25 protein-coding genes and 1 tRNA gene are annotated in these 24,800 nt (G+C 69.3%); 18 read left to right on the top strand and 8 right to left on the bottom strand.

Annotation, left to right across the window (positions count from 1 at the left end; genetic code table 11):
* The 10 genes from ACE3QW_RS12120 to ACE3QW_RS12165 all read left to right on the top strand — a co-directional run.
* Positions 1-883, top strand: an 883-nt coding sequence (locus tag ACE3QW_RS12120; RefSeq protein WP_374251675.1) for a tetratricopeptide repeat protein, incomplete at its 5' end; no start/stop codon positions are given.
* Positions 880-1,359 carry a cytochrome c maturation protein CcmE gene (ccmE, locus tag ACE3QW_RS12125; protein ID WP_029556851.1) on the top strand — a complete coding sequence of 160 codons (480 nt, stop codon included), beginning with the start codon at positions 880-882 and terminating at the stop codon, positions 1,357-1,359. The genes ACE3QW_RS12120 and ccmE, both read left to right, overlap by 4 nt.
* 3 nt (positions 1,360-1,362) lie before the next feature.
* Positions 1,363-3,351 (top strand): heme lyase CcmF/NrfE family subunit, encoded by a 1,989-nt coding sequence (locus tag ACE3QW_RS12130; RefSeq protein ID WP_250165093.1) that lies wholly within the window; start codon positions 1,363-1,365, stop codon positions 3,349-3,351.
* A gap of 3 nt (positions 3,352-3,354) precedes the next feature.
* Positions 3,355-3,609 carry a DUF4258 domain-containing protein gene (locus ACE3QW_RS12135; RefSeq protein WP_374251676.1) on the top strand — a complete coding sequence of 85 codons (255 nt, stop codon included), beginning with the start codon at positions 3,355-3,357 and terminating at the stop codon, positions 3,607-3,609.
* Positions 3,606-3,797, top strand: coding sequence for a DUF2283 domain-containing protein (locus tag ACE3QW_RS12140; protein WP_374251677.1), 192 nt, complete (start codon positions 3,606-3,608; stop codon positions 3,795-3,797). Before ACE3QW_RS12135 ends, ACE3QW_RS12140 begins: the two co-directional genes overlap by 4 nt.
* A gap of 6 nt (positions 3,798-3,803) precedes the next feature.
* Entirely contained in the window at positions 3,804-4,310 is a 507-nt protein-coding gene (locus tag ACE3QW_RS12145) for a cytochrome c-type biogenesis protein CcmH (RefSeq protein ID WP_374251678.1), read from the top strand.
* A 68-nt stretch (positions 4,311-4,378) separates the two neighbouring features.
* The gene (rlmN, locus tag ACE3QW_RS12150; RefSeq protein WP_374251679.1) at positions 4,379-5,626 is read left to right on the top strand and encodes a 23S rRNA (adenine(2503)-C(2))-methyltransferase RlmN; all 1,248 of its coding nucleotides are present in this window, start codon (positions 4,379-4,381) and stop codon (positions 5,624-5,626) included.
* Between the two features lie 28 nt (positions 5,627-5,654).
* Positions 5,655-6,047, top strand: a complete 393-nt coding sequence (locus tag ACE3QW_RS12155; protein ID WP_250165090.1) for a VOC family protein — start codon at positions 5,655-5,657, stop codon at positions 6,045-6,047.
* A gap of 4 nt (positions 6,048-6,051) precedes the next feature.
* Positions 6,052-6,588, top strand: coding sequence for a hypothetical protein (locus ACE3QW_RS12160; protein WP_374251680.1), 537 nt, complete (start codon positions 6,052-6,054; stop codon positions 6,586-6,588).
* Entirely contained in the window at positions 6,585-7,055 is a 471-nt protein-coding gene (locus ACE3QW_RS12165; protein ID WP_374251681.1) for a hypothetical protein, read from the top strand. Before ACE3QW_RS12160 ends, ACE3QW_RS12165 begins: the two co-directional genes overlap by 4 nt.
* Positions 7,056-7,126: 71 nt before the next feature.
* On the opposite strand, the gene rpmB is transcribed toward ACE3QW_RS12165, so the two are convergent.
* On the bottom strand, positions 7,127-7,423 hold the full coding sequence (rpmB, locus tag ACE3QW_RS12170; RefSeq protein ID WP_024277232.1) for a 50S ribosomal protein L28: 297 nt from the start codon (positions 7,421-7,423) through the stop codon (positions 7,127-7,129).
* 225 nt (positions 7,424-7,648) lie between these two features.
* Here rpmB and ACE3QW_RS12175 point away from each other — a divergent pair, with 225 nt between their 5' ends.
* The gene (locus ACE3QW_RS12175) at positions 7,649-8,179 is read left to right on the top strand and encodes an RICIN domain-containing protein (RefSeq protein WP_374251682.1); all 531 of its coding nucleotides are present in this window, start codon (positions 7,649-7,651) and stop codon (positions 8,177-8,179) included.
* A gap of 6 nt (positions 8,180-8,185) precedes the next feature.
* Here ACE3QW_RS12175 and ACE3QW_RS12180 read toward each other — a convergent pair whose 3' ends face one another.
* On the bottom strand, positions 8,186-9,106 hold the full coding sequence (locus tag ACE3QW_RS12180) for a LysR family transcriptional regulator (RefSeq protein WP_029556841.1): 921 nt from the start codon (positions 9,104-9,106) through the stop codon (positions 8,186-8,188).
* Between the two features lie 150 nt (positions 9,107-9,256).
* On the opposite strand from ACE3QW_RS12180, the gene ACE3QW_RS12185 reads away from it, so the two are divergent.
* The 3 genes from ACE3QW_RS12185 to mmsB all read left to right on the top strand — a co-directional run bounded on the left by ACE3QW_RS12185 (position 9,257) and on the right by mmsB (position 13,104).
* Positions 9,257-10,753 carry a CoA-acylating methylmalonate-semialdehyde dehydrogenase gene (locus ACE3QW_RS12185; protein WP_250165085.1) on the top strand — a complete coding sequence of 499 codons (1,497 nt, stop codon included), beginning with the start codon at positions 9,257-9,259 and terminating at the stop codon, positions 10,751-10,753.
* A gap of 83 nt (positions 10,754-10,836) precedes the next feature.
* Positions 10,837-12,006 (top strand): isobutyryl-CoA dehydrogenase, encoded by a 1,170-nt coding sequence (locus ACE3QW_RS12190; protein ID WP_374251683.1) that lies wholly within the window; start codon positions 10,837-10,839, stop codon positions 12,004-12,006.
* 198 nt (positions 12,007-12,204) lie between these two features.
* A complete protein-coding gene (mmsB, locus tag ACE3QW_RS12195) occupies positions 12,205-13,104 on the top strand; it encodes a 3-hydroxyisobutyrate dehydrogenase (RefSeq protein WP_374251684.1) in 900 nt (299 codons plus the stop codon).
* 76 nt (positions 13,105-13,180) lie between these two features.
* Here the strand turns inward: mmsB and ACE3QW_RS12200 are convergent, their stop codons facing one another.
* Entirely contained in the window at positions 13,181-13,600 is a 420-nt protein-coding gene (locus ACE3QW_RS12200; protein WP_250165082.1) for a DUF805 domain-containing protein, read from the bottom strand.
* A 113-nt stretch (positions 13,601-13,713) separates the two neighbouring features.
* On the opposite strand from ACE3QW_RS12200, the gene ACE3QW_RS12205 reads away from it, so the two are divergent.
* Positions 13,714-14,682, top strand: coding sequence for an alpha/beta fold hydrolase (locus ACE3QW_RS12205; RefSeq protein ID WP_374251685.1), 969 nt, complete (start codon positions 13,714-13,716; stop codon positions 14,680-14,682).
* A gap of 25 nt (positions 14,683-14,707) precedes the next feature.
* Here the strand turns inward: ACE3QW_RS12205 and ACE3QW_RS12210 are convergent.
* The 4 genes from ACE3QW_RS12210 to ACE3QW_RS12225 form a co-directional block, all read right to left on the bottom strand.
* Positions 14,708-14,784 (bottom strand) — tRNA-Met (locus ACE3QW_RS12210).
* A gap of 124 nt (positions 14,785-14,908) precedes the next feature.
* Entirely contained in the window at positions 14,909-15,553 is a 645-nt protein-coding gene (locus ACE3QW_RS12215; protein WP_029556835.1) for a class I SAM-dependent methyltransferase, read from the bottom strand.
* Between the two features lie 42 nt (positions 15,554-15,595).
* Positions 15,596-16,777, bottom strand: a complete 1,182-nt coding sequence (gene mnmA, locus ACE3QW_RS12220; protein ID WP_038192966.1) for a tRNA 2-thiouridine(34) synthase MnmA — start codon at positions 16,775-16,777, stop codon at positions 15,596-15,598.
* A gap of 154 nt (positions 16,778-16,931) precedes the next feature.
* The gene (locus tag ACE3QW_RS12225; protein ID WP_374251686.1) at positions 16,932-19,736 is read right to left on the bottom strand and encodes a [protein-PII] uridylyltransferase; all 2,805 of its coding nucleotides are present in this window, start codon (positions 19,734-19,736) and stop codon (positions 16,932-16,934) included.
* A 122-nt stretch (positions 19,737-19,858) separates the two neighbouring features.
* Between ACE3QW_RS12225 and ACE3QW_RS12230 the strand changes: the two genes are divergently transcribed.
* From ACE3QW_RS12230 to yihA, 3 genes are all read left to right on the top strand, one after another.
* The gene (locus tag ACE3QW_RS12230; RefSeq protein ID WP_374251687.1) at positions 19,859-20,335 is read left to right on the top strand and encodes a hypothetical protein; all 477 of its coding nucleotides are present in this window, start codon (positions 19,859-19,861) and stop codon (positions 20,333-20,335) included.
* 186 nt (positions 20,336-20,521) lie between these two features.
* Positions 20,522-22,720: a transglycosylase domain-containing protein gene (locus tag ACE3QW_RS12235; protein ID WP_374251688.1), complete on the top strand. Its 2,199-nt coding sequence runs from the start codon at positions 20,522-20,524 to the stop codon at positions 22,718-22,720.
* Between the two features lie 69 nt (positions 22,721-22,789).
* On the top strand, positions 22,790-23,446 hold the full coding sequence (gene yihA / locus ACE3QW_RS12240) for a ribosome biogenesis GTP-binding protein YihA/YsxC (RefSeq protein ID WP_029556830.1): 657 nt from the start codon (positions 22,790-22,792) through the stop codon (positions 23,444-23,446).
* 72 nt (positions 23,447-23,518) lie between these two features.
* Here yihA and ACE3QW_RS12245 read toward each other — a convergent pair whose 3' ends face one another.
* Positions 23,519-24,745, bottom strand: a complete 1,227-nt coding sequence (locus ACE3QW_RS12245; protein ID WP_374251689.1) for an ArgE/DapE family deacylase — start codon at positions 24,743-24,745, stop codon at positions 23,519-23,521.
* Positions 24,746-24,800: the final 55 nt, after the last annotated feature.

Here is a 24,800-nt window from a genome sequence, read left to right on the forward strand (position 1 = left end):
CGCCGGCCGACGCCGGCGCGCGGCAGCCATCGTGGCGCTGGTCTTCGTGCCGGTCTGTGCCGCCGCGCTCTATGCTTTCATGGGCTCGCCCGGAATCCCCGGCGCCCCCCTCGCCGAGCGCCTGTCGGCGGCGCCGGATCGCAGCGACGTCGCGATCCTGGTGCGCCGCGTGGAGGAGCACCTCCAGAAGAACCCCAATGACGGGCAGGGCTATGAGATCCTCGCCCCCATCTATCTGCGCCTTGGCCGGCCGGAGGATTCCGCCCGCGCCTACGGCGAAGCCATCCGCATCCTCGGCCCCACCGCCGAGCGCCTGTCGGCACGCGGCGACGCGCTTGTCGTGGCGGCGGACGGCCTCGTCACCGCAGACGCCGCCAAGGCCTTCGCCGCCGCGCTCGCGCTGAACCCGGACGAGCCGCGCGCCGCCTATTTCCTCGGCCTCGCCGCCGAGCAGGACGGTCGCGCGCAGGATGCGGCGCGCATCTGGAGCGAGCTGCTTGCCCGCACGCCGGCTTCGGCCCCCTACCGGCCCGTGGTGGCGGAGGCGCTGGCCCGGGTCGGCGGCACGGCTCCGCCCGCAGCCGCCTCCCCTGCGACACCGGGTCCCGGTGCCGCCGATGTCAATGCGGCCGCCCAAATGTCGCCGCAGGACCGGAACGCCATGATACGTGGCATGGTGGACCGTCTCGCCACCCGGCTCGACAAGGAGCCGAACGACATCGACGGCTGGGAGCGGCTGATCCGCGCCTACGGCGTGCTCGGCGACAAGGACAAGGCGGACGCCGCGCTCAAGACGGCGCGCGCCGCCTTCAAGGACGATCCGGCGGCCCTCGCCCGTCTCGACGCGGCGGAGAAGGCCCTGCCGACAGGAGGAAAAGGATGACGCGCAAGCAGCGCAGGCTGATCCTCATCGGCGCCGGGCTCGGCGTGCTCGCACTCGCCGCCGGCCTCATCCTCTCGGCGCTCAACGACACCATCGTCTTCTTCCGCACCCCCACCGAGGTAGCGCAGAAGCAGGTGACGCCGGGTGCTCGCCTCAGACTCGGCGGGCTGGTGGAGACCGGCAGCGTGGTGAAGGCCGGCACGCTCACCACCTTCTCCATCACCGACGGCAACGCCGCGGTGAAGGTCGCCTATCAGGGCATCCTGCCGGACCTGTTCCGCGAGGGTCAGGGCGTGGTGGCGGAAGGTGCGCTGCAACCGGACGGCCAGTTCAAGGCCGACAGCGTGCTTGCCAAGCACGACGAGAAATACATGCCGCGCGAGGTCGCCGACGCGCTGAAGCAGCAGGGTCTGTGGAAGGACGGCGCGCCCGCGCCGGGCGCCGCCTCCCCCTCCACCCGCCAGCCCGGGAGCTGAGGCATGATCGCCGAGATCGGACAATACGCCCTCGCCCTCGCCTTCGCCCTCGCCCTCGCGCAGGTGATCCTGCCCGGCTGGGGCGCGACGCGGGGCGATGCGGTTCTCATGGGGTCGGCAGGGCCGATCGCCCTCGCGCTGTTCGGCTTCGTCGCCTTCGCGTTCGGCGCGCTGGTGCAGCTCTACGTCACCTCCGACTTCACGGTGGTGAACGTGGTGGAGAATTCCCACTCCCAGATGCCGCTCATCTACCGCGTGACCTCCACCTGGGGGAATCACGAAGGTTCCATGCTGCTGTGGGTCTTCGTGCTGGCCATCTTCGGCGCGCTGGTGGTGGTGTTCGGCGCCAACCTGCCGGACCGGCTCAAGGCGCTGGTGCTGTCGGTGCAGGGCGCCGTGGCGTCGGCGTTCCTCTCCTTCATCCTGTTCACCTCCAACCCGTTCGCGCGGATCGTGCCGCCGCCGGCCGAGGGGCGCAGCCTCAACCCCATCCTCCAGGACCCCGGCCTCGCCATCCATCCGCCGTTGCTCTATCTCGGCTATGTGGGGCTCTCCATCTCCTTCTCCTTCGCCATCGCGGCGCTGATCGAGGGGCGGATCGACGCCGCCTGGGCGCGCTGGGTGCGTCCGTGGACGCTGGCGGCCTGGGTGTTCCTCACGCTGGGCATCGCGGTCGGCTCCTACTGGGCCTATTACGAGCTGGGCTGGGGCGGCTGGTGGTTCTGGGACCCGGTGGAAAACGCCTCCCTCATGCCGTGGCTCGCCGCGACCGCGCTGCTGCACTCCGCCGTGGTGATGGAGAAGCGCGACGCGCTGAAGGTGTGGACCATCCTCCTCGCCATCCTCGCCTTCTCGCTGTCGCTGGTGGGCACCTTCCTGGTGCGCTCGGGGGTGCTGACCTCGGTGCACGCCTTCGCCACCGATCCGGCGCGCGGCGTGTTCATCCTCGGCATCCTCACCTTCTTCATCGCAGGCGGGCTCGCGCTGTTCGCCTTCCGCGCCTCGGAGCTGAAGCAGGGCGGCCTGTTCGCGCCCATCTCGCGGGAGGGGGCGCTGGTGTTCAACAACCTGTTCCTCACCGCGGCAGCGGCCGCGGTGCTGGTGGGAACGCTCTATCCGCTGGCGCTTGAAGCCTTCACCGGCGCCAAGATCACGGTCGGCCCGCCCTACTTCAATCTGGTATTCGGCGGACTGATGCTGCCCCTCATCTTCGCCATGCCGTTCGGCCCGCTGCTGGCCTGGAAGCGGGGCGACATCCTGGGCGCGGCGCAGCGGCTGATGCTCGCCGCCGGCCTCGCCATCGTGGCGGCGGTGGTGACGGCGGCCGCGACCACCGGCGGCCCGGTTCTGGCGCCGCTGGCGGTGGGCCTTGCCGCCTTCATCATGCTCGGCGCCCTGACCGACCTCGCCGAACGTGCCGGCCTCGGCCGCGTGGGGGCGAAGGTGGCTCTGGCCCGGCTCGCTGGCGTGCCCCGCTCGGCCTATGGCACGGCCATCGCCCATTTCGGCGTGGGCGTGTGCCTGCTCGGCATTGTCTGCGAGACCTCGTGGAGCCTTGAGAAGATCGCCGCGGTGAAGCTGGGCGACACCATCACCATCGGCTCGCGCACCCTCACCCTCGACCGGCTGGAAAACCGCACCGGGCCGAACTTCCGCGCCCGCACCGCCGTGTTCTCCATCCGCGACGGCGGCGTCCCGGAAGGCACCGTCGAAGCCTCCCGCCGCACCTTCGCCGCGCGGCAGATGGCGACCACCGAGGCGGGCCTGCGCACCTTTGGCTTCAGCCAGCTCTATGTGAGCATGGCCGAGGAAGCCGCCGACGGCCACGTCTCCGTCCGCGCCACCTTCAAGCCGTTCGTGACGCTGATCTGGCTCGGCGCGGTGGTGATGGCGCTGGGCGGCGTGCTCTCCCTCGCCGACCGGCGCCTGCGGGTGGGCGCGCCACGCCCGGCGGCGAAGAAGCAGCGGCAGGCCGTGGCGCCGGCGGAGTAGGCCGTGGCACCGCGCATACGGCTCGCGCAGCATGCCGAGGTGGTCATGCGCGAGCGCGATATCGCCTCCGCGTGGATCGAGCGAACCCTCGCCGCCCCGGACTGGGATGTGGAGGATTCGAACGATCCCAGGCTGCGGCGATCCTATGCCGCCATTGCCGAGCGCGGCGGCCGCATCCTGCGCGTAGTATATCGAACCGACGAGACGGACATCTTCGTTGTGACCGTCTTTTTCGACCGCGGAGCGCGACGGCCATGAAAGTGGACTACGATAAAGAGACGGACGCCATGTTCGTCCGCTTTGCCACGGGCGCCATCGTGGAGAGCGAGGAAGTCTCGCCCGGCATTGTACTTGATTTCGATGCCGAAGGGCGGATCGTGGCCATGGAAGTGCTCGACGCGCGCAAGCGGCTTGCGCCCGGCGCCGTCCCCACGGCGGCGGAGTAGACGGGTATGGCACGGAACTTCCAGGCGCACTTGGGCCCGCTCCTCCCCGCTCTCGCGCTCCTCGCCTGCCTCGGCGCCCCGGCCTTCGCCGTGCAGCCGGACGAGGTGCTGGGCGATCCGGTGATGGAGAGCCGGGCGCGGACCATTTCGGCGGAGCTGCGCTGTATGGTCTGCCAGAACCAGTCCATCGACGATTCCGATGCCCCGCTGGCCAAAGACCTGCGCATCATCGTGCGCGAGCGGCTGAAGGCGGGCGACAGCGACAGCCAGGTGCTGGACTTCATGGTGGCCCGCTACGGCGAGTTCGTGCTACTGCGCCCGCGCATGTCCTGGCGCAACGCGCTTTTGTGGGGCGCGCCCATCCTTGTGCTGCTGCTGGGCGGCCTCGGCGCCATCCTCGCCATGCGCCGCCGCAGCGCCGCGCCCCCGGCCCCGCGCCTTTCGGCGGCCGAAGAGGCCCGGCTGAAGGCGCTGCTTGCCGAGGGCGATGGGGCCGGCCCGACCAAGCCCTGAGGCGGACGCGGGACGGCTCCCGCATTCTTCCCGTGGAAAGGTGGGCCGCGAGGGATTATGTGTGGCGGATGATGCCCACGCCCGAAACCATGCCTGAAGCCACGCTCACGCCTGAAACCAACGTGCCGCCCCTCGCTGGCGACGTCGCGCCCGGCCGCGCGTCCCTCGTCGGCCTCGACCGGGACAAGCTGGGCGATGCGCTCGACGCCATCGGCGTGAAGGGCTCGGAACGGCGCATGCGCGTCAACCAGCTCTGGCACTGGATCTACCTGCGCGGCGCCCTCGACTTTTCGGAGATGACCAACGTCTCCAAGCACCTGCGCGCGCGGCTGGAAGAGGCCTACACCCTCGCCCGCCCCGAGATCGTGGCCGAGCAGGTCTCGCAGGACGGCACCCGCAAGTGGCTGCTGCGCTTCCCGGCCGATCATCCCGGCGAGCGGCCCCATGACATCGAGACGGTCTACATCCCCGAGAGCGACCGCGGCACCCTGTGCGTCTCTTCGCAGGTGGGCTGCACGCTGAACTGCTCCTTCTGCCACACCGGCACCCAGCGCCTGGTGCGCAACCTCACCGCCGCCGAGATCGTGGCGCAGGTGATGGTGGCCCGCGACCGGCTGGGCGACTATCCCGGCCGCGAGCGTGCCGTCGGCCCCGGCCTGCCCACCGAGGGCGACCGGCTCGTCACCAACATCGTCTTCATGGGCATGGGCGAGCCGCTCTATGCCTATGACAGCGTGAAGGAAGCCATCGAGACCCTTTCGGATGGCGACGGCCTCGGCCTCGGCAAACGGCGCATCACCGTCTCCACCTCCGGCGTGGTGCCGGAGATCGAGCGGCTGGGCTCCGAAGTCGGCCCCATGCTCGCCATCTCGCTGCACGCGGTGCGCGACGATCTGCGCGACGTGCTGGTGCCCATCAACAAGAAATACCCCATCAGGGAGCTGATGGAGGCCTGCCGGACCTATCCGGCCGCCTCCAACGCCAAGCGCATCACCTTCGAGTACGTGATGCTGAAGGGCGTGAACGACTCGCCCGCCGACGCCCGCGCGCTGGTGAAGCTGCTGGAAGGCGTTCCGGCCAAGATCAACCTCATCCCGTTCAATCCCTGGCCCGGCACGCAATATGAGTGCTCGGACTGGGAGACCATCGAGCGCTTCTCGGACATCGTATTCCGCGCCGGCTATGCGAGCCCGGTGCGCACGCCGCGCGGACGCGACATCCTCGCCGCCTGCGGCCAGCTCAAGAGCGAGAGCGAGAAGCTCACCGCCCGCGAGCGCCTTGCCTATCGCGCCATGATGGCCCAGGCAGAGGATTAGCCCCCACCCCTTTCCGGAGACGCGTGCCATGCTCGACCATGTGGGGATCTCGGTGCGCGACGTGTCGCGCTCCCGCGCCTTCTACCTCGCGGCGCTCGCCCCCCTCGGCTACGGCATCCTCATGGAGGCGAGCCCGCCGGGCGGGCATACCTATATTGGCTTCGGCGTGATCGGCTCCGGCAAGCCGGACTTCTGGATCGGCGATGCGCCGGTCGCCACCGGGCACCTGCATCTGGCCTTCGCAGCGAAAGACCGCGCGGTAGTGGACGCCTTCTACGCCGCCGCCATGGCCGCCGGTGCGCGGGACAATGGCGCGCCGGGCCTGCGGCCGCACTATCATCCCAATTATTACGGGGCTTTCGTGTTCGACCCGGACGGGCTCAACGTGGAAGCCGTCTGCCACATGCCCGAGACCGCCTGAGCCCATGGACAACCTCGTCCGCCTGCTGCTGCGCTTCGTTCTGGTACCGCTCGGCTATTTCGCGTCGGTGATCGCCGGGGCGTGCGTGATCCTCATAGGCGAATGGCGCATCGGTACGCTGTTCAGCGCCGACGATCCCAATGTACGGGCGTGGGGCATCATCATCGCCATCGTCACCACGGTGGTGGTGCTGTTCCTGCTGCTGATGCTCATGTGGCTGGTGGCGGCGGTGGGCATCCTGTTCTCGGAGGCCTTCGCCATCCGCTCGTGGATGTTCCACGTGGCCAACGGCGTGGTCTCGGCCTGGATCGGCGCCCAGCTCTTCTCGCCCAGCGATGGCGCACCGGCGGTGGCGGGCGATCCCTTCTACGTGGTGGCGGCTGGCCTTGCCGGCGGGCTCGCCTATTGGCTGGTGGCGGGCTCCACGGCGGGCTTCTTCAAGCCCATCCTGCGCTCCCCCGCCGAGCGGGCCGGCGCCCTGCCCCCGCCGCCGCACCGGCCGGACCTGTCGCCGCCGTCCCCTGAGTCGCCCCCCAGATGAGCCCCGCCGCCGACGCCCCCGGTGCCGCCCGGCGCACGGGTCGTCTGGCGTTGGCCTATCTCGCGTCCGTCCTCGTCACCGTAAGCCTGCTGCCGCTCGTGGGCGCCGCCATGGACCGCGTGGCGCCCGCGCCCGGCGCGTCCGAGGGGCTGGCGCTGTATTATGGCGTGGCGATCGCGTCCGCCGGCTTCGCCTACCTGCTGGCGGCCGTGTGCGGACTTGCGCCGGCGTTGGTGTGGATGGCCATCTCGGAGCGGAAAAGCCTGCGTCACCCGCTGGCCCATGTGGCGGCGGGCGCGATCTGGGCCGCGGCAGGCTGGCTGGGCTTCTCCCTCGTCACCGATTCTCTCGGCGATCCGCTGCTGGGGCGGGTGACGATGGACCTCCTCATCGCCGGTGCCGGCGGCGGCCTTGCCTATTGGGCGGTGGCCGGGCGCAGCGCGGGCGGCGGCACGCCCCTTCGCTGAGGAATGCATCCACGACGAAAAACCGCGGACGTTGCCGTCCGCGGTTCAAAACGTCTCGGAAAGCCGAAAGCTCAGGCCGCGGCAGCGGCCGCGACGGCCTTGGCGATCTGGCGCTTGAGGTCGAGGGCGACGGGAGACAGCTCCTCGTCGCGGGCCTTGGCGAGGAAGGCGTCGAGACCACCGCGGTGGTCCACGCTCTTCAGCGCATTGGCGCTGACGCGCAGGCGCACGGAACGCTTCAGCGTCTCGCTCTCCAGCGTCACGTTGCACAGGTTCGGCAGGAACCGGCGCTTGGTCTTGCGGTTCGAGTGGCTCACGAGGTTGCCGCTCTGAACCCCCTTGCCGGTCAGGTCACACCGCCGGGACATGGCGAAAGTCCTTTTTTCTTCGTATGGCGCGGGGAACGCGTCGGGGCCAGAAGACCCGCGTGCACTCACCCGCTCTATCGGGAAGCGGCTCGTATAGGGGGAGAGGGGGAGCCAGTCAAGGTGCGGAGCATATTGCGCCCGCCCGCCCCCTGCTGTGAGAATGACGTTACGGTCAGGCTCGACGGGGAACAAGGGTCGGGCTTCACGGCCGGGATGGGGGATTTCATGAAGTTCGGAAACTGGCTGTTCGCCGCCGCTCTGTCGACGGCGGGGATTTTCTGCGCGGGCGAGGCAAGCGCGCAGGGCAGGTTCATCGTCAACCAGCTCTCGGGCAAGTGCATCGATGTCTCGGGTGCGCCCGGCGTCAAGAACGGCTCCCCGCTGATCCTTTATACCTGCGAGTTCTCCGCGCTGAACCCCAACGGGTCGCCCACCGACCAGATGTGGGAAGTTCTGCCCCAGGGCTTCATCCGCAACGCCCTCTCCGGCAAGTGCATCGACGTGCCCGGCGCCCCCGGCATCAAGGCCGGCACGGCGCTGATCCTTTATGATTGCGAGATGTCGGGGCGGAACCCCAATGGCTCGACCACCGACCAGCAGTGGCAGTTCACCAAAGAGGGTCTGATCCGCCACAAGCTGTCCGGCCTGTGTCTCGATGTGCGCGGCACCCCAGCCACCGCCAACGGCGCGCCCCTCCAGCTCGCGCCGTGCGAGGTGGCCGGAGGGCCGTCCGACCAATACTGGCGCCTGAAGTAGGGCGCCTCACCCCGGCATCAGCACGCCCCTGCCCTTCTGCGCCGCCTCGGCGATGAAGTCGGCGGCCACGCGAATGCGGGCGAGGTCGCGCGTGTCGGCGTGGGTGAGGAGCCAGAAGGTGCGCGTGAGGCCCACCTCCGTGGGCAGGATGGGCACCAGCCCTTCCGGCCCCTCGCCCGCGAACAGGTCGGCCATGAAGCAGGGCAGCACGCACACGCCGGCGCCCGCGCGGGTCGCCGTCATCTGGGCGACGAGGCTGGAGCTTTTCAGCCGTACCCTGAGGTCCTTGGCCACTAGCGGCACGTAATCCAGCTCGGGCGCATAGATCAGATCGTCCACATAGCCGATGAAACGGTGGCGCTGGAGCGCGGCGCGGCTCTCGATGGCGCCATGCTTCTCCAGATAGGCGCGGGCGGCATAGAGGCCGAGCCGGTAGTCCGTGAGCTTTCTCGCATGGAGCCGCCCCTCCTTCGGCCGCGAGAGCGAGATGGCGATGTCCGCCTCGCGCTTCGACAGGGAGAACAGGCGCGGCATGGCGAGGAGCTGGATGTCCAGCTCCGGGTGCAGATCCGAAAGCGCCCCGATGCGCGGGGCGAGGAAGAAGGTGCCGAAGCCATCCGGCGCCCCGATCCGCACCGTGCCGGAGACGCCGAGGTCCGATCCGGCGATCTCGCCCTGCGCGGAAAGCGCCAGCGTCTCCATGCCTTCGGCGGCGGCGAGCAGGCGATCCCCGGCGGCGGTCAGCGCATAGCCATGGGGGCGCCGGTCGAACAGCTTCGCCCCCAGCGCCGTCTCCAGCGCGGCGATGCGCCGGCTCACGGTGGAGTGCTCCACCTTCAGCCGCGCCGCCGCCACCGTGAGCCGCCCGGCCCGCGCCACCGCGAGGAAGAAGGTGAGGTCGGACCACTCGAAATCGCCGCCGGGCATGGCTCTCAGGACTGTGAAAGGGCGCACATCAATGGTGCGGAGATTGCCGTAGCTGTGCACAAAAAGATAGGGCAGTGTGCCGGCCAACGAACGTCGTCTCAAAACGGCGTCCCTCGTCTGGAAACGTTTTTCCCAAGAAGGAACCGCATCATGCGCGAGATTGGCCATTTCATCGGCGGCAAGCACGTTGCCGGCACGTCCGGGCGCTTCGCCGACGTCTACCAGCCCATGACGGGCGATGTGGTCGGCCACGTGGCCCTCGCCTCCAAGGACGAGCTGAACGCCGCCGTCGCCAACGCCAAGGCCGCGCAGCCCGCCTGGGCCGCCACCAATCCCCAGCGCCGCGCCCGCGTGCTGATGAAGTTCCTGGAGCTGGTGCACCGCGACTACGACATGCTGGCGGACCTGCTCGCCCGCGAGCACGGCAAGACCGTTCCCGACGCCCGCGGCGACATCCAGCGCGGCCTGGAGGTGATCGAGTTCGCCATCGGCATCCCGCACCTGATGAAGGGCGATTTCTCCGACAGCGCCGGCCCGGGCATCGACATCTATTCCATGCGCCAGCCGCTGGGCGTGGTGGCCGGCATCACCCCGTTCAACTTCCCGGCCATGATCCCCATGTGGAAGTTCGGCCCGGCCATCGCCTGCGGCAACGCCTTCATCCTGAAGCCGTCCGAGCGCGATCCCGGCGTACCCATGCACCTCGCCGAGCTGATGCTGGAAGCCGGCCTGCCCCCCGGCATCCTCAACGTGGTGAACGGCGACAAGGAGGCCGTGGACGGCCTTCTCGACCATCCCGATGTCCACGCCATCGGCTTCGTCGGCTCGTCCAATATCGCCCAGTACATCTATGCCCGCGGCGCGGCCAACGGGAAGCGCATCCAGGGCTTCGGCGGCGCCAAGAACCACATGATCATCATGCCCGACGCGGACATGGACCAGGCTGTGGACGCCCTCATCGGCGCCGGCTACGGCTCCGCCGGCGAGCGCTGCATGGCCATCTCCGTGGCGGTTCCGGTGGGCCCCGAGGCGGCCGACAAGCTGCTGGAGAAGCTCGTTCCCCGTGTAGAGAACCTGAAGATCGGCCCGTCCACCGACGGCTCCGCCGACTTCGGCCCCCTCGTCACCCGCGAGGCGCTGGAGCGCGTGCGCGGCTATGTGGACCTCGGCGTTCAGGAAGGCGCGAAGCTGCTGGTGGATGGCCGCGGCTTCAAGATGCAGGGCTATGAGAACGGCTTCTACATGGGCGGCTGCCTGTTCGACCATGTGACCGCCGACATGCGCATCTACAAGGAAGAGATCTTCGGCCCCGTCCTGTCCGTGGTGCGCGCGCCGGACTACAAGGAGGCCCTGCGCCTTCCCACCGAGCACGAATACGGCAACGGCGTCGCCATCTTCACCCGCGACGGCGATGCCGCCCGCGACTTCGCCTCCAAGGTGAACGTGGGCATGGTGGGCATCAACGTGCCGATCCCGGTGCCGCTCGCCTACCACACCTTCGGCGGCTGGAAGCGCTCCGGCTTCGGCGACCTGAACCAGCATGGCCCCGACGGCGTGCGCTTCTACACCAAGACCAAGACCGTGACCTCCCGCTGGCCCTCGGGCATCAAGGACGGCGCGGACTTCGTGATCCCCACCATGGGCTGACGCCGGATCGGCCGCTCCGTCCTCAGGGCGGGGCGGCTCTGGCATCGGCGGGTCCGTCGGGCGCATATCTCGGCGGGCACTGGATGGCTCGCACGAAGGCGCCCCCCTACATGTTCACGCTCTCCGAGGACCAGATCGCCATCCGGGACATGGCGCGCGATTTCGCCAATGAGCAGATCGCGCCCTATGCCGTGGAGTGGGACGAGAAGAAGCACTTCCCCGTCGAGCAGTTGCGCGCTGCCGCCGCGCTCGGCATGGGCGGCATCTATGTGCGGGAGGATGTGGGCGGCTCCGGCCTCACCCGCCTCGATGCGGCGCTGATCTTCGAGCAGCTCGCCACCGGCTGCCCCGGCACCTCGGCCTATCTCTCCATCCACAACATGTCGACCTGGATGATCGACCGCTTCGGCGACGACGCCCAGCGCAGGAAGTGGGTGCCGCGCCTCGCCAGCATGGAGCACTTCGCCTCCTATTGCCTCACCGAGCCCGGCGCGGGATCGGACGCGGCGGCGCTGAAGACGAAGGCGGTCAAGAACGGCGACCACTACATCGTCGACGGCCAGAAACAGTTCATCTCCGGCGCCGGCTCCGCCGACATCTATGTGGTGATGGTGCGCACCGGCGGCGACGGGCCGAAGGGCATCTCCACCCTCGTCATCGAGGCCGGCGCGCCGGGCCTCTCCTTCGGCGCCAATGAGCGCAAGATGGGCTGGAACGTGCAACCCACCCGCACCGTCACCTTCGAGGGCGTCAAGGTGCCGGTGGAGAACCGGCTGGGCGAAGAGGGCGAGGGCTTCAGGATCGCCATGGCCGGGCTCGACGGCGGCCGGCTGAACATCGGCGCCTGCTCGCTGGGCGGAGCGCAGGCGGCGCTGGAGAAGGCGCTGTCCTACATGCGCGAGCGCAAGGCGTTCGGAAAGCGCCTCGACGAATTCCAGGCGTTGCAATTCCGCCTCGCCGACATGGCCACCGAGCTGGAGTGCGCCCGGACCTTCCTCTGGCGCGCAGCGTCCGCGCTGGATGCCAAGGCGCCGGACGCGACGCAGCTCTGCGCCATGGCCAAGCGCATCGCCACCGATCGCGGCTTCGAGGTGGCCAACGACGCCCTGCAGATGCACGGCGGCTACGGCTACCTCGCCGACTACGGCATCGAGAAGATCGTGCGCGACCTCAGGGTCCACCAGATCCTCGAGGGCACCAACGAGATCATGCGCCTCATCGTCGCCCGCGCGCTGATCGCGCAGGGGAACTGAGGGGCGCGTCTCACGCGCGGCGTCTCTCTCGCAGCGTCATGCCCGGGCTTGTCCCGGGCATCCACGTGGAGAGGCCGGGCGCCCCGTCTGCGGTCGTGCAGGCGGAACGACGTGGATGGCCGGGACAAGCCCGGCCATGACGGCGGCGAAAACCATCGATAGCTGCACCGGCGGCACCCAATTCGGGAGGAAACCATCATGGCCACCATCGCATTCATCGGCCTCGGCAACATGGGCGGGCCCATGGCCGCCAACCTCGTGAAAGCCGGCCACACTGTCACCGGCTTCGACCTCGTGCCCGCCGCGCTGGAGGCGGCGAAGGCCAAGGGCGTCGCCATCGCCGACAGCGCCAAAGCGGCGGTGGCGTCCGCCGATGCGGTCGTCACCATGCTGCCCTCCGGCAAGCATGTGGTGGGCGCCACCACCGGCGCGGACGGCCTGTTCGCGGCGGCTCGGCCTGGCACGCTGTTCATCGACAGCTCCACCATCGACGTCGCCTCCGCCCGCGCCTTCCACGAGGCGGCCAAGGCGGCGAGTCACGCGAGCGTGGATGCCCCCGTCTCCGGCGGTGTCGGCGGGGCGGAGGCGGGCACGCTGACCTTCATGGTGGGCGGCACGGACGAGGCGTTCGCGGCGGCAAAGCCCATCCTGGAGCTGATGGGTAAGAAGATCGTCCATTGCGGCGGCGCCGGCGCGGGCCAGGCGGCGAAGATCTGCAACAACATGATCCTCGGCATCTCGATGATCGCGGCCTCGGAAGCCTTCGTGCTGGCCGAGAAGCTGGGCCTCTCCCATCAGGCGCTGTTCGACGTGGCCTCCACATCTTCCGGTCAGTGCTGGTCCATCAACACCTATTGCCCCGTGCCCGGCCCGGTGCCGACCAGCCCCGCCAATCGCAACTATGTGCCGGGCTTTGCCGCCGCGCTGATGCTGAAGGACCTGAAGCTCTCGCAGGAAGCCGCCGAGACGGCCGGCGCCGCCACCGCGCTGGGCGCCGCGGCGACCGCCCTCTACACCGCCTTCGCGGCGGAGGGGAACGAGGGCAAGGATTTCTCCGGCATCATCGAGTGGATCCGCACGCGAGCGGACGAGACTTGAGCCCGAGCGATCGACGCACAGACATGAAAAAGGCCCGCCGCAGGATGCGCGCGGGCCTTTTTATTTGGCCAGAGACCTACCGCACCGGCAGCAGCGGCGGCCCGTAGACATTGGGCTCGCGCTGGGAGGGCTGCACCCACCAGAACAGCAGCACGAAGAAGCCGAACGGGACGAACAGGATCAGGAACCACCAGCCGGTGCGGCCGATATCGTGCAGCCGCCGCACGGCCACCGCCAGCGAGGGCAGGATCAGGCCGAGGTGGACGACGGTCGAAAGCCAGTTGGGGCCGGCAAAGAAATACCACGCATCGATCTGGCCACCGCTGACCTGCGTCGCGGTGATGGACCCGGCGAGCAGCATGGTGCCGATGACGAAGGCCGCGATCTCCATCAGCAGGGTGAATACCCAGAACCACCAGAATTCGCTGCGGGGCGCCCGTCCCTGAAAGCCGGCATATTGGCTGAGGCAGCTGCGAACGGCTTGCGTGAATGTCATGGCCCCTCCTCGCGCGCCGTGACCCTGCGGCTGCGCCGGGCTACCTATAGCGGAAGCGTCCGCGCGCGGCCAACCGGGCCGGCGGTCGCCGGGCCGGAGCCGCGGGGGACTTCATGGACCTGATCTTTGCGCTTATCGCCGGCGCGGCCGTGCTGGCGCTGGTCGTGGTGGTCGCCCGCAGGTTCAGAGTGTTCCACCGGCAGGCGCTCGCGCGCGTCGCCTCCGGGAGCCAAGTGGCTGCACTACCAATCGGCGCCGTGGAGTATGCCGACCGGGGCGCGGGGCCGGTGCTGCTCTCCGTCCATGGCGCGGGCGGCGGGTTCGACCATGGCCTGTTCTTCGCCGACGAACTGATGGGCGGCGGCTTCCGCCTCATCTCGCCCTCGCGCTTCGGCTATCTGCGCACCGGCACGCCCGCCGCAGCGGTGGATGCGCCGGACGGCGGCGTCGCAGCGCAGGCAGATGCCCATGCTGCCCTGCTCGACCATCTCGGTCTCGACAAGGTGATCGTGATGGGCCTGTCCGCCGGCGCGCGCTCGGCTGCGGCGCTAGCCGTGCGCCATCCCGAGAAGGTCCGCGCTTTGGTGCTGCTGGTGCCCGCGCTTGACGCCCCGCACAGCCCGGTGGCGACAGACCCCACCGGTGGCAGTCGGCTCGCCTTCGCCATCGTGAAGGCCGGGGGCGATTTCTTCTGGTGGCTCATCGGCGCCCTCGGCCCCTCGATGGTGATCCGCTTCGTGGGCGTGCGGCCGGCGCTCCTGAAGGAGGCGGGGGAGAGTGAGCGGGCACGGGTACTGAAGATCGCCGCCGCCATCGCGCCGGTGTCCGAGCGGGCGGCCGGCATCCGGCTCGACAGCGCCTGCCCGCACCCGGTGCTGCCGCTGGAGCGCATCACCGCGCCCACCCTCATCGTCTCGGCGCGGGATGATCTCTTCAACACGTTGCCGGCGGCGGAGGTGGCGGCGGCGCGCATCCCCGGCGCGCGGCTCATCGCCTACGACACCGGCGGCCATCTGCTGGTGGGGCGGGCCGCGCAGACGCGCGCGGCGGTGCGCGCGTTTCTCGATGAAGTCGCGCCGTGAAGAGAATTTGGAGGCAGGGGGTGGATGGTAGCAGCGGGTGGATTTGAACCACCGACCTCCGGGTTATGAATCCGGCGCTCTCACCGACTGAGCTACGCTGCCACAACACATCCGACGCAAGTTGCGTCAGGAGACGCGCATATAGAGGCGGGGCCACGCGGGTGTCAAGAATCCCCGCGCGCCCTGTGAACAGAAGGCTTGTGGGCAGAACTTGCGGCCGAAAGGCTCAGGCCGCCTTCTTCTTGATGCGCACCATCTTGAAGAAGCCCACCGGGAAGACGGGGGCGATGCTCACCACTTCCATGTCGGGATACTTGGCCGCCCAGTTGCGCAGGCGGCTGGCCTTGAAGGCGATGCTCCAGCCGATCTTCTTCACCAGCGGGGCGAGGGCCGCCTCCACATGCATGGTCGCGCCTTCATCGGCACCCAGCTTGGAGGCGATGACGATCTCGCCGCCCGGCCGCAGCACGCGGTACATCTCGTCCAGCGCGCCCTCGGGGTCGGGCACCAGCGTGATGACGAAAGGCACGGTGACGGCGTCGAAGCTGTGGTCGGCGAAGCCGAGCTTGCAGGCGTCCATGGCGCAGAGCAGGCCCACCTGCTTCAGGCCCCGCTCCACCTTCTTCTCCACCGCCTTCTGCAGCATGTGGAAGGACAGGTCGATGCCGGTGACGCGGCAGCCGGCGGGGTAATAGGGCAGCACCAGCCCGGTGCCGACGCCCACTTCCAGAATGTCGGGACCACAGGCGGCGGCGGCGGCGGAGGTCTTGCGCTGGGCGTCCGCCAGCAGCTTCACATAGACCTTGTCGTAGATGGGCGCCCACTTGGCATAGGCCTTCTTCTGGCCTTCGAGATCGTACTGAACCGCCATTGTGCCGTCTCTCCCGCCCCAAGTCCCGAGGGCAACCCGTCCTCAGGCGACCTCTGCGACCGCCTTCGCCACCCGCTCCGCCTTCACGATGGTGCCGCCGCCCAGAAGGCGGGCACCGGCGCCGGGGGCATCGTAGAGCACGCAGGCCTGCCCCGGCGCAACGCCTTCCTCGCCGAGCGCGAGATGCACGGCCGGGGTGCCATCCGCCGTGCGGCCGAGGCGCGCCGGTACCGGGGGACGGGTGGACCGCACCTTCACATGAACTTCAGCCTCGGCATCCAGCGCCGCGGCGAAGGGGATGTCCCCCAGCCAGTTCACGTCGGCCATGGAGATGGCCCGCACCGCCAGCGCCTCGCGCGGGCCGACCCGCACCTCGCGCCGCGAGGCGTCGATGGAGATCACATAGAGCGGCTCAGGGGTGGCGATGCCGAGGCCCTTGCGCTGGCCGATGGTGTAATGGAGCACGCCTTTGTGGCGGCCCAGCACCCGGCCATCCAGGTGCACGATGTCGCCCGCCTCGCCCGCTTCGGGCCGCAGGCGCTGCACCACCTCGGCATAATCGCCGCCGGGCACGAAGCAGATGTCCTGGCTGTCGGGCTTCTCCGCCACCGGCAGGCCGAACTCGGCCGCGAGCGCCCGCACGTCCGCCTTCTGCATCTCGCCGAGGGGGAAGCGCAGCTTGTCGAGCTGGGCGGCGGTGGTGGCATAGAGGAAATAGGACTGGTCCCGCGCCTCCTCCGCCGCGCGGAACAGGCCGCGCCCGCCGCCAGGCAGCGCGCGGCTCGCCACGTAATGGCCGGTGGCGAGATAGCGCGCGCCCAGTTCCTCGGCGGTGGCGAGCAGGTCGCGGAACTTGACGGTGCGGTTGCAGTCCACGCAGGGAATGGGCGTGACGCCGGCCGCATAGCTCGCGGCGAAGCGGTCGATCACCTCCTCGCGGAAGCGGCTTTCGTAATCGAGCACATAATGGGGGATGCCCAGCGTGCGCGCGACTTCGCTGGCGTCATAGATGTCCTGCCCCGCGCAGCACGAGCCGGGCCGGTGCGCCGCCTCGCCATGGTCGTAGAGCTGGAGGGTGACGCCCACCACGTCATAGCCGGCGCGGGCCAAAAGGGCCGCCACCACAGACGAATCCACCCCGCCCGACATGGCCACCACGACGCGCGTCGCCGCGCGATCGGCACGGGCGGCGTCGGAGGCATCGAGGAGGAGGTCGTCGGTCATCTCGGTCGTCGGCTTTCGGCCGTGGGGTCGGAAGGAGGCGCGGCAGAACGTATGCCGCACCGTCGCCAAGTGCAAACAAGGTGCAAACGATTGGCATCTGAGCCACGCGAGCGCGGCGAAAAAACGGCCTTCCCGCCCGCGCCGCGGCGCCCCGTCACCCCCGCGCCACCCGGCGGGTCGGCTCCTCGTCCTCCACCGGCCCCTCGAACACCGAGACGAGGGCGCGGCGGATGGTGGACTGGCGGGCGGCGCCGGTGATCTTCGCGCCCATCAGATCGGTGACGTAGAACACGTCCACCGCCCGCTCGCCGAAGGTGGCGACGTGGGCCGAGGCGATGTTGAGGTTGAGCCGCGACAAAGTGTTGGTGAGGGCGAACAGCAGGCCCGGCCGGTCGAGGCCGGACACCTCCACCACCGTGTGGCGGTTCGACCAGGAATTGTTCACCGTCACCTCAGGCTCCACCGTGAAGGTCCGCCGGCCCTTGGGCAGCTTCTTGGCCATCACCTCCGGCAGGCGCACCTCGCCGGTGAGCGCCTGCTCCACCGCTTCCCGGATGCGGTTGGCGCGTCTGAGTTCGTCCTCGTCATGGTCGAAGGCGCGGCGGATAGCGATGGTGTCCAGCGCCAGCCCGTCGGTGGTGGTGGAGATCTGCGCATCCACGATGTTGGCGCCCGCCGCGGCGCAGGCCCCGGCGATGATGGACAGGAGCTTGGGATGGTCCGGCGCCAGCACGGTGAGCGTGGTGATGCCGCGGCCGGGCTCCAGCGACGCCTGGGTGGCGATGGAGCGGCCCGCCGTCTCCGCCTCGTCCACGAAGCGGGCGTGGCGCAGCTTGGTCTCGAGGTCCACGCGCAGCCAATAGGGCGGATAATGGCGCGCCACATAGGCGGCCACCTTCTCGTCGTCCCAGTCGGAGAGGGCCGAGCGGAACTGCGACTGGGCGGCGGTGACGCGCTTGCCCCGGTCCACTTCCGAGAAACCGCCGGTGAGCACCGGCTCGGTCTCGTAATAAAGCGTGCGCAGAAGCTGCGCCTTCCAGCCGTTCCAGGTGCCCGGCCCCACCGCCTTGATGTCGGCCGTGGTGAGGATGGTGAGCAGCTTCATGCGCTCCAGGTTCTGCACCACGGAGGCGAAATTCTCGATGGTCTTGCGGTCGGAGAGATCGCGGGACTGGGCGACCGTGGACATGACGAGGTGCTGCTCCACCAGCCACGCCACCGTCTCGGTCTCCACCGGAGAGAGGCCGAAGCGCGGGCAGAGCTTGCGGGCAATGCGGGCGCCGGCCACCGAATGGTCCTCCGGGCGACCCTTGGCGATGTCGTGCAGCAGCAGGGCGACATAGAGCAGGTTGCGGTTCTTCACCGTGCCCATCAGCTCGTTGGCGAGCCCGTTCTCCGGGTTCACCTTGCGCTCGATCTCCGAGAGGATGCCGATGCAGCGCAGGAGGTGCTCGTCCACCGTGTAGTGGTGGTACATGTTGAACTGCATCATGGCGACGATCTTGCCGAATTCCGGCAGGAACCGCCCCAGCACGCCCACCTCGTTCATCCGCCGCAGCACCGTCTCGGGCGCGTCCTTGGAGGTAACGATCTCCAGGAACAGGCGGTTCGCCTCCGGGTTCTCGCGCACGCTCGCATCGATAAGGCCGAGGGAGCGGGCGGCGAGCTGGCTCGCATCGGGATGCAGCGCCAGGTTGCGCTTGTCGGCCACGTGGAAGATGCGGATGAGGTTCACCGGGTCGCGGTTGAACGCCTCCGGGTCCGCCACGTTCAGGCGGTCATGGTCGAGGATGAAGTCCGTCGTGTCCTTCAGCGTGATGCGGCGGGAGCCGGCGCGGAAGCGCTCCACCATGCCCTTCAGGCCCGGCACCGGCTTCTCGTGGCGCTCCTCCAGCGCGGCGGAGAGGATGGCGGTGAGATCGCCCACATCCTTCGCCACGAGGAAATAGTGCTTCATGAAGCGTTCCACGTCCTTCTGGCCGGGATGCTCCGTATAGCCGAGGCGCAGCGCCATCTCCCGCTGCAGGTCGAAGGAGAGGCGGTCCTCGGCGCGGCCGGTGAGGAAGTGCAGGTGGCAGCGCACGGACCACAGGAAGTCCTCGCACTTCTTGAAGAGGTTCGCCTCCTCGCGGGTGAACACGCCCTTGGCGACGAGCTGGCTCGCGGTCTGCACCCGGTAGACGTATTTGGAGATCCAGAAGAGGGTGTGCAGGTCCCTGAGGCCGCCCTTGCTCTCCTTGACATTGGGCTCGACGAGATAGCGCGACTGGCCGGAGCGGCGCAGGCGATCCTCGCGCTCGGCCATCTTGGCGGCGACGAATTCGGCGCCGGTGCCCTCGACCACTTCCTTGTCGAAGCGCTTCTCCAGATCCTCGAACAGCGCCTTGTCGCCGACGAGGAAGCGGGCTTCGAGAATGGAGGTGCGGATGGTGAAGTCGGCCCGGGCCTGCCGCAGACATTCCTCCACCGAGCGGGTGGCGTGGCCCACCTTCAGCCCGAGATCCCAGAGAATGTAGAGCATGGCCTCGGCGACGCTCTCGCCCCAGGCCGTCTGCTTGTAGGGCAGCACGAACAGGATGTCGGTGTCGGAGCCCGGCGCCATCATGCCGCGGCCGTATCCACCCACCGCCACCACCGCCATGCGCTCGGAGCGGGAGGGATTGTCCACCGGATAGAGGAAGGTGGTGGCCACCTCATAGGCGCTGGAGATGACCGCATCCTGCAGCGCGGAGAGGCGCATGGCGCAGCAGCGGCCGCAGCCGTCTTCCAGCAGCAGGCGCTCGGCGGCGGCGCGGCCTTCCTGCATGCCCTTCTTGAGGCGTGCGACGACGGCGTTGCGCAAATCGAGGTCGCGGCCCTTGTGGGCGGAAGCGATTTCCCGGATCTCGGCCTTGAGGGCCTGGCCTTCGAAGGGTTCGCCGATGACGCGGTTGACCTTGGAGGAACGGACGGTGGGCATTGCTCGGCGATCTGGAGGCACGAAGGACAGGAGCCTTCATCTTTACCGCAATCAGCGCCCGGCCGCGAGCGGCGTTCATTGGTCGCTCTCGAATCGGCCGCAGCGGAACCTATATTTCTGAGATGGAACACATGCCGTACGGACAGCTTCGCGCTCGGGCCACCCAGACATTCCGCAAGGTGATGTATAGCGCGGTGGCGCTGGTGATCGCGCTCGCGCCGGCCTGTGCCGTGGCCGCGACGGGTGTGGGCACGCCCATCGTGGGCGGAGCGGCGGTCATTCCCCCGATCCAGCGGCCGGCACCACGTCCCGTGGTGCGGCCGGCCCCGACCGTCCCGCGCGCGCCGACGGTCGTGACGCCCAGGCCGAAGCTGCCGGCGCCGAAGCCGGTGGTGCCGGCAGACCCCACGCCCATCATCCAGCCCGCGCCGTTCCGCAGCAACACGCCCATCGGCGCCCAGCCCGGCTCCGGCGCGCCGCTCGGCGTGCTGCCGGGCGGCCTCGCCACGCCGCTTGTGGGTCCGGCGCCGGCGCCGAACACCTGCTGGTTCTACACGACGCCGGCGAAGACGGTGGGCTACTGGAGCAAGTGCCCGTAAGGCATCAGCCTGAAGACCACCCGCGAAAACGCTTGCGGCGTAACGCTTCCTTGAGGTGAGGCGGGCACCATCTGCCCCAGCGGCTGATCTTCGCCCCATTTTGGTGGTGGAAGGAGCCGCGCGGCTGCGATGCAGGCCGGCAATGCGACGGGAATTGGAATGACCGCACAGGGACGGGGGGACGGCATGAGGCGCGAGCCGCTCATGGAGCGGCCCGAATCCCTGTTCGACATCCGCCTCGACCCGCGCGACCGCTCCGCCGCACCGCCCCCGGACCCCCCGCGCCCCGCCCGCAAGCCGGCCGCGCGGCCCAAGGCCAAGGCGGAACCCGACATGCGCCCCGATCCCGCCCCGCGCCGCGGCCGCTCCGAGCCGCCGCCCCGCCGGCCCCGCCGTGGCGGCGGGGGGCGCCTCGTGTTCCGGCTGGTGAAATGGGGCTTCATCCTGGGCATGTGGGCGCTGCTCGCCCTCGCCGGCGTCATCGCCTACGAGGCGTCGAAGCTGCCGCCCATGCAGACGCTGATGATCCCCAAGCGTCCGCCCACCGTCACCGTGCAGGGGGCGGACGGCAAGACCATCGCCACACGCGGCGACATGGGCGGCGTGGCCGTGCCCATCGGCGAGCTGCCGCCCTATCTGCCCAAGGCGTTCGTCGCCATCGAGGACCAGCGCTTCTACAGCCATTTCGGCCTCGATCCCGAAGGCCTCGCCCGCGCCCTCGTCACCAACCTCACGTCCCGGCGCCTCCGGCAGGGCGGCTCGACGCTGACCCAGCAGCTCGCCAAGAACCTGTTCCTGACCCAGGAACGCACCGCCTCGCGCAAGATGCAGGAGCTGGTGCTGGCCCTGTGGCTGGAGCACAAGTTCAGCAAGGACCAACTGCTCGACCTCTATCTCAACCGCGTCTATTTCGGCGCCGGCGCCTATGGCGTGGAAGCCGCCGCCCAGCGCTATTTCGGCAAGTCCGCCCGGCAGGTGACGCTGGCCGAGGCCGCCATGCTGGCCGGGCTCGTCAATTCGCCCTCGCGCCTTGCCCCGACCCGGAACCTGAAGGGCGCGCAGACCCGCGCCAACCTGGTCCTCGCAGCCATGCGCGACCAGAAGATGATCTCCGCCGACATGGCGAGCACCGCCCAGGCGCGCCCGGCGCAGCTCGCGCGCAGCGGCATGCCGGATTCCTCCGGCTACGTGGCCGACTGGGTGATGGACCAGCTGGATTCCGTGCTCGGCGACGGCGAGCTGCCCGGCGACGTCACCGTGCGCACCACCATCGATCCCGCGCTCCAGAAGGCGGGCGAGGCGGCGCTGGAGGACACGCTGGCGAAATCCGGCACCAAGTACGGCGTTGGCCAGGGCGCCATCGTGGTGCTCGACCCCGATGGCGGGGTGAAGGCGCTGATCGGCGGCCGCTCCTATGCGGACAGCCAATACAACCGCGCCGTCACCGCCCGGCGGCAGCCGGGCTCGGCCTTCAAGCCGTTCATCTATCTCACCGCCGTCGAGCACGGCCTGACCCCGGAGAGCGTGCGCGAGGACGCGCCCATCCAGCTCAAGGGCTGGCGGCCGGAGAACTCGACCCGCGACTATCGTGGCCCGGTGACGCTCACCACCGCGCTCGCGCTCTCCCTGAACACGGTGTCGGTGCGCCTCGTGCTGGAGTTCGGTCCCAAGGCGGTGGTGCAGACGGCACACCGCATGGGCATCTCCTCGAACCTCGACCCCAACCCCTCCATCGCGCTGGGCACCTCCGAAGTGTCGGTGCTGGAGCTGGCGGGCGCCTATACGCCCTTTGCCAACGGGGGCCTCGGCGTCTTGCCCCACGTCATCGACAGCGTGATCGGACCGGACGGCAAGCCGCTCTACGAGCGCAATGTCACCGGCATGGGCCGCGTGGTCGCCTCCGAATATGTGGCGATGATGAACCACATGATGACCCAGACGCTGGCCACCGGCACCGCGCGCCGCGCCGACCTGCCGGGCTGGGAGGCGGCGGGCAAGACCGGCACCTCGCAGGATTACCGCGACGCCTGGTTCGTCGGCTACACGGCGAAATACGTGACGGCGGTCTGGCTCGGCAACGACGATTCCTCGCCCACCAAGAAGGCCTCCGGCGCCAACCTGCCGGTGGAGATCTGGAGCCGCGTGATGAAGGCGGCGCACCAGGGCGTGCCGGTGGCGGAGCTTCCGGGCGGCCTCAGATCCTACGGCTTCGGCGGCAACGGCTACGGCCAGCCGGGCGCCACCTACCTGCCGCCGGCCGACATGCCGGACGACCGTCCGTCGGCCGTGGTCGGCCAGATGCCGGCGCCCCCGCCCCAGCAAGAGCCGCCCATGACGCTGGACCGCTGGTTTGCAGAAACCTTCCTCGGCCAGGGCCGGCGGTAGCCGGAGGCGCGCGCAGCGCCACGAACGCTCTCGCCTTGCGCCCGCCGTCTGGCTCTAGGATAAGGCGTCATGACCGAGACACCTTCCCCCGCCGACGCCGATCCCTATCTCGAGCCCGGCCGCCTGCTGTTCGCCGGCGACTGGCAGTTCGTCTCCGCGGCACCCACCGTCGAGGTGCTGCCGCCCATGCAGGGCATGGAGATCGCGCTGGCCGGCCGCTCCAACGTGGGCAAGTCCTCCCTCGTCAATGCTCTGACCGGCCGCAAGGCGCTGGCGCGCACCTCGGTGACGCCTGGGCGCACGCAGGAATTGATCTTCTTTCGGGTAGGGCCGGAGCTGTGCCTGGTGGACATGCCCGGCTACGGCTTCGCCAAGGCGCCGAAGGAGAAGGTCGACGCCTGGACGCGCACCATCAAGGATTACCTGCGGGGCCGGGTGAACCTCGCCCGCGTCTTCGTGCTCATCGATTCCCGCCACGGCATCAAGCCGGTGGACGAGGAGATCCTCGACCTCCTCGACAAGGCGGCCGTCTCTTACGCCATCATCCTCACCAAGGTGGATCAGGTGAAGCCGAGCGCTTTGCCCTCGGTGATCGCCGGGGTGGAAGACAAGATCCGCCGGAGGCCGGCGGCCTATCCGAAGATCTTTCCCACCTCCAGCAACACCGGGCAGGGCTTCCCGGAGCTGCGCGCGGCGGTGGCGCAGCTTCTCGCCGAGCAGGGCTGAAGCCCGCGCGGCGCTTGAGCGTAATCTTGCGAAAACCGATTGGCCTCGGTCAAAGACCGAGGCCAAAAGGGCTCAGGCCAGAAGATCAGCAACCGTGAGCGCGATCACCAGCGTCGCCTTGTCGAGGTCGGACAGGAGCAAATTCTCGTCCGCCCGGTGGCCGTTGGCCTCCTCGATGGTGTGCGGGCCGGCGCCGTAGAGCACCACGGGCACGCCGGCCTCCGCATAGAGGCGCGCATCGGTATAGAGCGGCACGCCGGTGGTCTTCACCTCCTCGCCGGTCACGGCCGAGGCGTTGCGGCAGATGACGCCGGCAAGGTGCATGGCCCTGTCGTCCGGCACCAGCGGGCGGGCGATCAGGATGCGCCGAACCTCGGCCTTGGCCTTCGAGCCCTCCAACGCCTTGGCGATGACGCCCCGCACCTCGGCCTCCACCTGTTCCGGGTTCTCGCCGGGCACGATGCGGCGGTCGAGGCGGAAGGTGACGCGATCGGGCACCACATTGGTGTTGATGCCGCCGGAGATGAGACCCACCGTGAGCTGCGGCGAGCCGATGCCCGGCACGTCGGAGACCTTCGCCTGCAGCGTGTCGCGGTAGGCGTAGAGCGCGGTCAGGATATGGGTCGCGCCCTCCAGCGCGTCGATGCCGGTGAAGGGCAGCGCGGCATGGGCCGACTTGCCGATCACCTCGACTTCGAGGTGCAGGCAGCCGTTGTGCGCCACCACGACCCCATAGGAGAAGCCGGCCGAGACGGCATAGTCGGGCTTGGTGAGGCCGGTTTCCAGAATCCAGCCCGGCCCCACCTCGCCGCCGATCTCCTCGTCATAGGTGAAGTGCAGTTCCACCGTGCCCTTGAGCGGCAGGCCGGAGCGCTTCAGGGCGTCGAGGGCGAAGGCATAGGTGGCGAAATCGGACTTGGAGACGGCGACGCCGCGGCCATACATGCGCCCGTCCACCACTTCGGCGCCATAGGGGTCCTTGGTCCAGCCCTCGCCGGGGGGCACCACGTCACCATGGGCGTTCAGCGCCACCACGGGGCCATCCCCGAACCGGTGGCGGATGATGAGGTTGGTGGCCGTGACCATGCCCGCCGCCTTCACCCGGTCGGCCGGCACGGCGTGGCGCTCCACCGTGTAGCCAAGGGCTTCCAGCAGTTCGGCGGCGCGCGCCGCATGGGGGGCGCAATCGCCGGGGGGATTGTCGGAAGGCACCTTCACCAGCTCCGCCAGAAACTGGCGCTGCGCTTCGGTGCGCTCGGCGATCAGGCCGCGGAGGGTGTCGGCGTCGGCGGTGGACATGACGTCTTCCTTGTTCTTGGGGCGGGCCGCAGCCCGCCGGTTCTCTCGTTTTAGG

This window comes from Xanthobacter sp. (assembly GCF_041911315.1).
GTDB classification, from domain to species: Bacteria; Pseudomonadota; Alphaproteobacteria; order Rhizobiales; family Xanthobacteraceae; genus Xanthobacter; species Xanthobacter aminoxidans.

Excerpts from the sequence above, each read along its gene's own strand:
- ccmE (WP_029556851.1), top strand. The coding sequence starts at position 880 with ATGACGCGCAAGCAGCGCAGGCTGATCCTCATCGGCGCCGGGCTCGGC.
- ACE3QW_RS12130 (WP_250165093.1), top strand. The coding sequence starts at position 1,363 with ATGATCGCCGAGATCGGACAATACGCCCTCGCCCTCGCCTTCGCCCTC.
- ACE3QW_RS12140 (WP_374251677.1), top strand. The coding sequence starts at position 3,606 with ATGAAAGTGGACTACGATAAAGAGACGGACGCCATGTTCGTCCGCTTT.
- ACE3QW_RS12145 (WP_374251678.1), top strand. The coding sequence starts at position 3,804 with ATGGCACGGAACTTCCAGGCGCACTTGGGCCCGCTCCTCCCCGCTCTC.
- rlmN (WP_374251679.1), top strand. The coding sequence starts at position 4,379 with ATGATGCCCACGCCCGAAACCATGCCTGAAGCCACGCTCACGCCTGAA.
- ACE3QW_RS12155 (WP_250165090.1), top strand. The coding sequence starts at position 5,655 with ATGCTCGACCATGTGGGGATCTCGGTGCGCGACGTGTCGCGCTCCCGC.
- ACE3QW_RS12160 (WP_374251680.1), top strand. The coding sequence starts at position 6,052 with ATGGACAACCTCGTCCGCCTGCTGCTGCGCTTCGTTCTGGTACCGCTC.
- ACE3QW_RS12165 (WP_374251681.1), top strand. The coding sequence starts at position 6,585 with ATGAGCCCCGCCGCCGACGCCCCCGGTGCCGCCCGGCGCACGGGTCGT.
- rpmB (WP_024277232.1), bottom strand. The coding sequence starts at position 7,423 with ATGTCCCGGCGGTGTGACCTGACCGGCAAGGGGGTTCAGAGCGGCAAC.
- ACE3QW_RS12175 (WP_374251682.1), top strand. The coding sequence starts at position 7,649 with ATGAAGTTCGGAAACTGGCTGTTCGCCGCCGCTCTGTCGACGGCGGGG.
- ACE3QW_RS12180 (WP_029556841.1), bottom strand. The coding sequence starts at position 9,106 with ATGCCCGGCGGCGATTTCGAGTGGTCCGACCTCACCTTCTTCCTCGCG.
- ACE3QW_RS12185 (WP_250165085.1), top strand. The coding sequence starts at position 9,257 with ATGCGCGAGATTGGCCATTTCATCGGCGGCAAGCACGTTGCCGGCACG.
- ACE3QW_RS12190 (WP_374251683.1), top strand. The coding sequence starts at position 10,837 with ATGGCTCGCACGAAGGCGCCCCCCTACATGTTCACGCTCTCCGAGGAC.
- mmsB (WP_374251684.1), top strand. The coding sequence starts at position 12,205 with ATGGCCACCATCGCATTCATCGGCCTCGGCAACATGGGCGGGCCCATG.
- ACE3QW_RS12200 (WP_250165082.1), bottom strand. The coding sequence starts at position 13,600 with ATGACATTCACGCAAGCCGTTCGCAGCTGCCTCAGCCAATATGCCGGC.
- ACE3QW_RS12205 (WP_374251685.1), top strand. The coding sequence starts at position 13,714 with ATGGACCTGATCTTTGCGCTTATCGCCGGCGCGGCCGTGCTGGCGCTG.
- ACE3QW_RS12215 (WP_029556835.1), bottom strand. The coding sequence starts at position 15,553 with ATGGCGGTTCAGTACGATCTCGAAGGCCAGAAGAAGGCCTATGCCAAG.
- mnmA (WP_038192966.1), bottom strand. The coding sequence starts at position 16,777 with ATGACCGACGACCTCCTCCTCGATGCCTCCGACGCCGCCCGTGCCGAT.
- ACE3QW_RS12225 (WP_374251686.1), bottom strand. The coding sequence starts at position 19,736 with ATGCCCACCGTCCGTTCCTCCAAGGTCAACCGCGTCATCGGCGAACCC.
- ACE3QW_RS12230 (WP_374251687.1), top strand. The coding sequence starts at position 19,859 with ATGGAACACATGCCGTACGGACAGCTTCGCGCTCGGGCCACCCAGACA.
- ACE3QW_RS12235 (WP_374251688.1), top strand. The coding sequence starts at position 20,522 with ATGAGGCGCGAGCCGCTCATGGAGCGGCCCGAATCCCTGTTCGACATC.
- yihA (WP_029556830.1), top strand. The coding sequence starts at position 22,790 with ATGACCGAGACACCTTCCCCCGCCGACGCCGATCCCTATCTCGAGCCC.
- ACE3QW_RS12245 (WP_374251689.1), bottom strand. The coding sequence starts at position 24,745 with ATGTCCACCGCCGACGCCGACACCCTCCGCGGCCTGATCGCCGAGCGC.